5 protein-coding genes and 3 pseudogenes are annotated in these 5577 nt (G+C 60.4%); 5 read left to right on the plus strand and 3 right to left on the minus strand.

The window, feature by feature from the left end; all coding sequences use genetic code 11:
• Nucleotides 1-495: 495 nt before the first annotated feature.
• From tnpA to ATI53_RS22390, 5 genes and pseudogenes are all read left to right on the plus strand, one after another.
• A pseudogene (gene tnpA, locus ATI53_RS22370) lies at nucleotides 496-893 on the plus strand (IS200/IS605 family transposase); the annotation flags it as partial.
• 205 nt (nucleotides 894-1098) lie between these two features.
• Nucleotides 1099-1611, plus strand: a complete 513-nt coding sequence (locus tag ATI53_RS22375; RefSeq protein WP_034453735.1) for a phage tail protein — start codon at nucleotides 1099-1101, stop codon at nucleotides 1609-1611.
• A gap of 18 nt (nucleotides 1612-1629) precedes the next feature.
• Entirely contained in the window at nucleotides 1630-2148 is a 519-nt protein-coding gene (locus ATI53_RS22380; protein ID WP_111551419.1) for a phage tail protein, read from the plus strand.
• A 12-nt stretch (nucleotides 2149-2160) separates the two neighbouring features.
• Nucleotides 2161-2694: a phage tail protein gene (locus tag ATI53_RS22385; RefSeq protein WP_111551420.1), complete on the plus strand. Its 534-nt coding sequence runs from the start codon at nucleotides 2161-2163 to the stop codon at nucleotides 2692-2694.
• Between the two features lie 11 nt (nucleotides 2695-2705).
• A complete protein-coding gene (locus ATI53_RS22390; protein ID WP_051989551.1) occupies nucleotides 2706-3272 on the plus strand; it encodes a GNAT family N-acetyltransferase in 567 nt (188 codons plus the stop codon).
• 13 nt (nucleotides 3273-3285) lie between these two features.
• Here ATI53_RS22390 and ATI53_RS22395 read toward each other — a convergent pair whose 3' ends face one another.
• The 3 genes and pseudogenes from ATI53_RS22395 to tnpB form a co-directional block, all read right to left on the minus strand.
• Nucleotides 3286-3579: a DUF6916 family protein gene (locus ATI53_RS22395; protein WP_009507382.1), complete on the minus strand. Its 294-nt coding sequence runs from the start codon at nucleotides 3577-3579 to the stop codon at nucleotides 3286-3288.
• A gap of 341 nt (nucleotides 3580-3920) precedes the next feature.
• Nucleotides 3921-5014: pseudogene (gene tnpC / locus ATI53_RS22400) on the minus strand (IS66 family transposase).
• 62 nt (nucleotides 5015-5076) lie between these two features.
• Nucleotides 5077-5421 (minus strand): annotated as a pseudogene (tnpB, locus tag ATI53_RS22405) (IS66 family insertion sequence element accessory protein TnpB); the annotation flags it as partial.
• Between the last annotated feature and the right edge of the window lie 156 nt (nucleotides 5422-5577).

Raw genomic sequence — 5577 nt, forward strand, 5'->3', positions numbered from 1 at the left:
CTTTGGACCGGTCTTCAAGTCCTCGACCGTCGCACGCTTGCGCCACTTCGCGACGGTTTTGGGAGTGATGCCCAACTCCTTGCTCAGCTGCGCGAGCGAAGCTTGCGCTTCTCATCGTTGTGCTGCGCAAACGACTGCCAGCCAATGGATCGCTGTATCGCTGCTCTGACGGCGTGCGTGCCCTCTCGGCAGATTTGCCTTGCAAATCGCCTGCCGGGTAACAGTGCGTGGCGCTGCCGTGAAGAATTTGTCCCATAGTGCGTCCTTCCATTCATGAGAAAGGATCGCACCATCAAACCGTGGGATCAAACACTTGTGCTTCGTGGGGGCCCCTCTGCTCATGCCTCCCGCCTATCATGCTGGATTCGCAAGATGACTCCCTGACCCATTTGTGCAACAAAGCCATGCGACGGACACAAGAATCATGCTGTGATTGTACCCTCGGAAAAATGAGCCGCAGCTGGGTCGGAAGTTCATTTTTCCGAGGGTACAATCGTGCAATATGACACCGGCAAACACTGCGTTTACTATCACCGCTACCACATCGCCTGGTCGACCAAGCACCGTTACAAGGTGTTGACCGGGGCGTTGCGCCTGCGCGACATCTGCCGTCAGGTCTGCCGCGAGAACGAGGTCGACATCTTGCGCGGGGTGCTGTCGAGCGATCACGTCCACATGTTCGTGTCGGTGCCGCCGAAGCTCGCGATCTCGGACCTGGTGCGCAAGATGAAGGGCCGTTCGTCTTACCGGGCGCAGCGCGAGTTTCCTGCGATCTGCAAGCGCTACCGGGGCTGTCGGTTTTGGGGCGGGGGTATTTTTCAACCACCAGCGGCGCCATCACGGAAGACATCGTACTTCAGTACCTGGAAAATCACATCGCTGATCCTGCCGGCCCTGCCGGCAGTCGTTCAGTGCATCCTTCTCGATATCCAGATGCCAGTCATGGATGCAATCGAGTTCTGCGATCTCTTGCGACGGCCTGCGGATTATGCGGATTTTTACTTGCTTTATTTTTCCGACAACGCAACGTAGTCGGCGTTGAGTGATGTTTTACCACCCTTAGTTGAATGCGCACTAAATCTATTGAAGGAGAATTTCGTGTCCGAACCCTTTCTTGCCGAAGTGCGAATGTTCGGCTTTGACTTCGCACCACGGGGCTGGGCGTTTCTGGATGGACAAATCCTGCCGATCAACCAGAACCAGTCCCTGTATTCACTGCTCGGCACGACCTACGGCGGGGATGGTCGGACGACCTTTGCTCTGCCCGATCTCAGAGGCCGCACGCCGATTCATGAAGACAACGGCTACCGATTGGGGGCCAAAAGCGGCGAGGAAACCGTAACGCTGTCTGCGTCGGAGATTCCTAACCACACCCATGCGGCGATGGCCTCGGCGACCCCGGCTGACTCGAACTTGCCGATTGATCATGTGTTGGCGGCGGAAGTGACGCCAGACGCTGCCTATCGCGTCGCTGAAGCCGCCAACATGACGGCGCTGAGGGCTGAAACGGTAACCAATGCCGGCGGCGGTCAGGCCCACGACAACATGCAGCCCTATCTGACGCTGAACTTTTGCATTGCGATGCAGGGTTTGTTCCCGTCGCGCACCTAAGATACCGGAGATCATTCCATGTCCGAACCATTTGTCGGCGAGATTCGCATGTTCGGGGGAAATTTTGCCCCGAACGGCTGGGCTTTTTGCGACGGGCAATTGCTTGCGGTTGCCCAGAATGACGCGCTCTTTTCCCTGTTGGGAACGATTTACGGCGGAGACGGTCGCACAACGTTCGGGTTGCCCGATATGCGCGGAAGGATCCCCATTCACAAGGGGCACGGTCCGGGTCTGAGCGAGCGTCGTCTGGGAAACAGAGGCGGCGAAGAGCACGTCACACTGACCGCAAATCAGTTGGCAAGCCACAACCATGAATTCATGGCCAACACTGCGGCTGCAACCGATCCATCGCCGCAAGGCAGGGTAGTAGCCCAAGGCGTGGGTACGACGTTCTATAGCGATACAACGCCAAACGCGTCGCTCGCTTCTAACGCGATGATGAGTTCCGGCGGTTCGCAATGGCACGACAACATCATGCCATCGCTCTGCGTCAGCTTCATCATCGCACTGTTCGGTATTTACCCCAGCCGTAATTAGGAGATCTAAGGCATGTCAGAACCATTTATTGCGGAAATCCGCATTTTTGCGGGTAATTTCGCTCCCAGAAGTTGGGCGTTTTGCGACGGGCAGCTGTTGCCAATTTCGAACAACACCGCGTTGTTTTCGCTGATCGGTACAACCTATGGCGGCGATGGCAGAACAACGACCGCCCTTCCCAACATGCAAGGCCGAGCGCCGATGGAACCGGGGCGCGGTCCCGGTTTGACACCACGACGGCTGGGTGAAAGGCTTGGGGCTTCAACCGTGACGCTGAGCGAGAGCCAGATGCCGTCTCATACTCACTATGTGCGTGCAAATCAGTCTCCCGGTGGCGTCGCTGCGCCGTCCAATGCGACATCGATCTCTGCCGCTGGCGGGCGCGGCGACAATCTTTATTCCACTGCGACGACTTCCGCTCTGGTCGGGCTTGCAGGCGAAACTGTTGAATCCACAGGCGGAAACCAGGCGCATGACAACATGCAGCCCTATCTCGCCCTAAACTTCATTATCGCGCTTCAGGGCCTTTATCCGTCGCGCGGCTAATCTTGGACCGAATGCTGCGGCATCCGGTGGCCAGGCTATTCAGCCGGGAGCACCCCATGACCTTCAAATCGGCGGCACAGGTGCCGGTTTTAAACCACGCGGCATCTTTCGGCATAACATTCCAAGAGATGACCGCGGACCACATGCCGTTTCTGGCGGAAGTCTACCGATCGACCCGCGAAGAGGAAATGGCACGCGCCGGGTGGGATGAGGACCAAAAGCACGCCTTCATCTCGATGCAGTTTCTCGCGCAGCACCAGCACTATCAGACCCATTACCCGGATGCGCTTTGGCTGATCATTACGCGCTCGGGCGAGGCAATCGGGCGCCTCTATCTTGAGCGTTGGCAAAGCGAGCACCGTATCATCGATATAGCCCTGCGGCCCGAAGATCGCGGGACCGGCATCGGCGGCGCCATTCTGCGCGATCTGATGGACGAAGCGTCAGCCGCGCAAAAAGCCGTCGGCATCCACGTGGAAAAGGCCAACCCCGCGATGGCGCTTTACCATCGCTTGGGTTTTGTGACCATTGAGGACAAGGGTGTCTACGATCTGCTGCGATGGTCGCCTGGCTCGTAGGCGCCTGAATCAATCAGGTAAAGATCGCCTCATATTGATACCCTTCCTCGGTCTTGGCGACGGGCACCAGAAAAAGGTGCTGCGTTCCAATGGCGGCATGCGACACCTGATAGGTTGCCTGCGCCAAGCCAGGCTCGGCGGGCCCCTGAAACAGCAGCGCAAAACCGCCACCTTCCCGCAAGGCGCTGCCACCCGTCTTGATTTCCAAAAGTGTCGCCTCGATCTCGATCCCATCCGCCTCCACCGTGACTGTGTCCCCTTCGAGCGGGCCAAAATCCTCTGCAGTCAAGTTCGTCGGGTCTGGCATGGAAATCCTCTTTTCAAAGTTCGAAGCAAGTCGGCGTCTTTTGTCCCTCGTCTGAAGGACCCCCAATCTGCGCTTCGATTCAGGGTTGTTGTTAGATCATTTTCGGCCTTTGGTCCATCGGCATAACGCCTTGAGTTCAAGACATTTTGCCCGCCAGTCGGGACCGCCCGCTACCACGCCTGGATCCCTCAGAGTACAATAGGATGTGCTTGCAGCCCCAGGCTGGCTCTTGGTCCAGGGTCGCGAATGGCGTCCCCGCCGAGAGGCCTAGAAATTCATCTGGTAGCCCAGGCTCAGGAATTTGGGTGATGAACCGCCTCGCGTTTACCGTAAGCGTCCGGTCAGGCCGGGTGGTTTGACCAGTTCCACGGCATGAGATCAACGATGCGGGTGATCTTGTAGTCGGGGATGCATGCCAGCGTGTCTGCGAGCCATCGCTGCGGGTCGACGCCATTCAGCTTGGCCGTCTCGATCAGGGTGCAGCCGATGGCGGCGGCGCGGCCGCCGGTCTGTGACCCGACGAACAGGCAGTTCTTGCGTCCGACGGCGTAACCATCGGCGTGCATCCAGCCTCGGTAACCTGCGAGATGATCCTTGGGGGCTGGCCCTTCCGGTCGGGCGAGAAGCGATACCAGCTGGCGGGCGGCGCATCGCCGCCCCAGGATCGCTCGTCCCGTCCGCAGGTCCAGAGCCGCGCCGTTGCTGTCTTGCCGGTGCCCGGTGCCAGCATCTTGACCGGCGTGTCATCCGCAAAGATCGCCTGTCCGGCCAGCACATGCCGCCCGATGGCTTCGGCAAGCGGTTCCAGCAGCGCGGTAGTCTTGCCGACCCAGTCGGCCAGCGTCGAGCGGTCGAGGTCGAGCCCCTCGCGCTCGAAGATCCGGCTTTGGCGATACAACGGCAGATGATCGGCGTATTTGGAGACCAGCACATGCGCCAGCAGGCCGGGACCGGGACGACCACGCTCGATCGGGCGGGATGGCAAGGCGGCCTGGGTGAAGGCCTCGCAGCCGGAACAGGCCAGGCGCGGGCGGACGATCCGGCGCATACTCCAGTTCTTCGGTCACATCCGCGCCCAGGCGGCGAAGGGTTCCGCCGCAATGGCCGCAGTTCTCGTCTCCGGGCGTCAGCGCGATCTCCTGACGCGGGATAGATCGGGGATGGGGCGGCGCTTCGGCTTGTCCTTCTCCTCTTCGTCCGGCAGCCGCAGCTTCGCTGTCATCCTGGCGACAGAGATCTCGCTGGCTTCCAGTGCCAGCTGAAGCTGCTCGATCATCTCGGAAGACGAGCCGAACCGATGGCTTCGGTGACCGGCAAGTTGGTGGCGCAGCTTCTCGATCAGCATCGCCTGCGACTTCACCTCGGCCAGCAGAAGCGCCGTGAACCGCCGAAGTTCTTCGGGGTCTTCCGGCAGGGATTTGGCCACGTCGAGCATGGCCAAACATAGCAAGACAAGGGCGCGTCAGGAATCCCGAACGTGCTGTCGCGCCCGGTTTGTCCCGCCTTGAGCGGCGTCCAGCTACGCCGCGGCAGGCGCCAGTCGATCCCTTCCAGAAGCATCGCCAGCTGCGCCGGCGTCAGCGCGATCTTGCCCTCCGTCGCCGACGGCCACACGAACCGGCCCTTCTCCAGACGCTTGCTGAACAGGCATGCGCTCTGGCCGTCCCACCAGATGATCTTGATCAGATCACCGCGCCGACCGCGGAAGACGAACATGTGCCCGGCGAACGGGTTCTGCTTCAGCACTGTCTCCGCCTGGGCCGCCAGCGTGGTGAACCCGCGCCGCATGTCGGTCACGCCTGCCGCCAGCCACACGCGGGTGTTCGCCGGGACGGGGATCATCCGGATAGCCCCCGGATCAGCCGGGCCAGCGCCTCGGGATCGCGGGCTCCGCTGATCCGCAAACGATGACCACCCGCTGTATCGATCTCGATCGTGCCTGTCGCGGGCACCGGACCGGTGGCGGCTCTGTCATCATCCTGCATGGGCCGATCGACG

This window comes from Salipiger aestuarii, assembly GCF_003259905.1.
Lineage (GTDB): Bacteria > Pseudomonadota > Alphaproteobacteria > Rhodobacterales > Rhodobacteraceae > Salipiger > Salipiger aestuarii.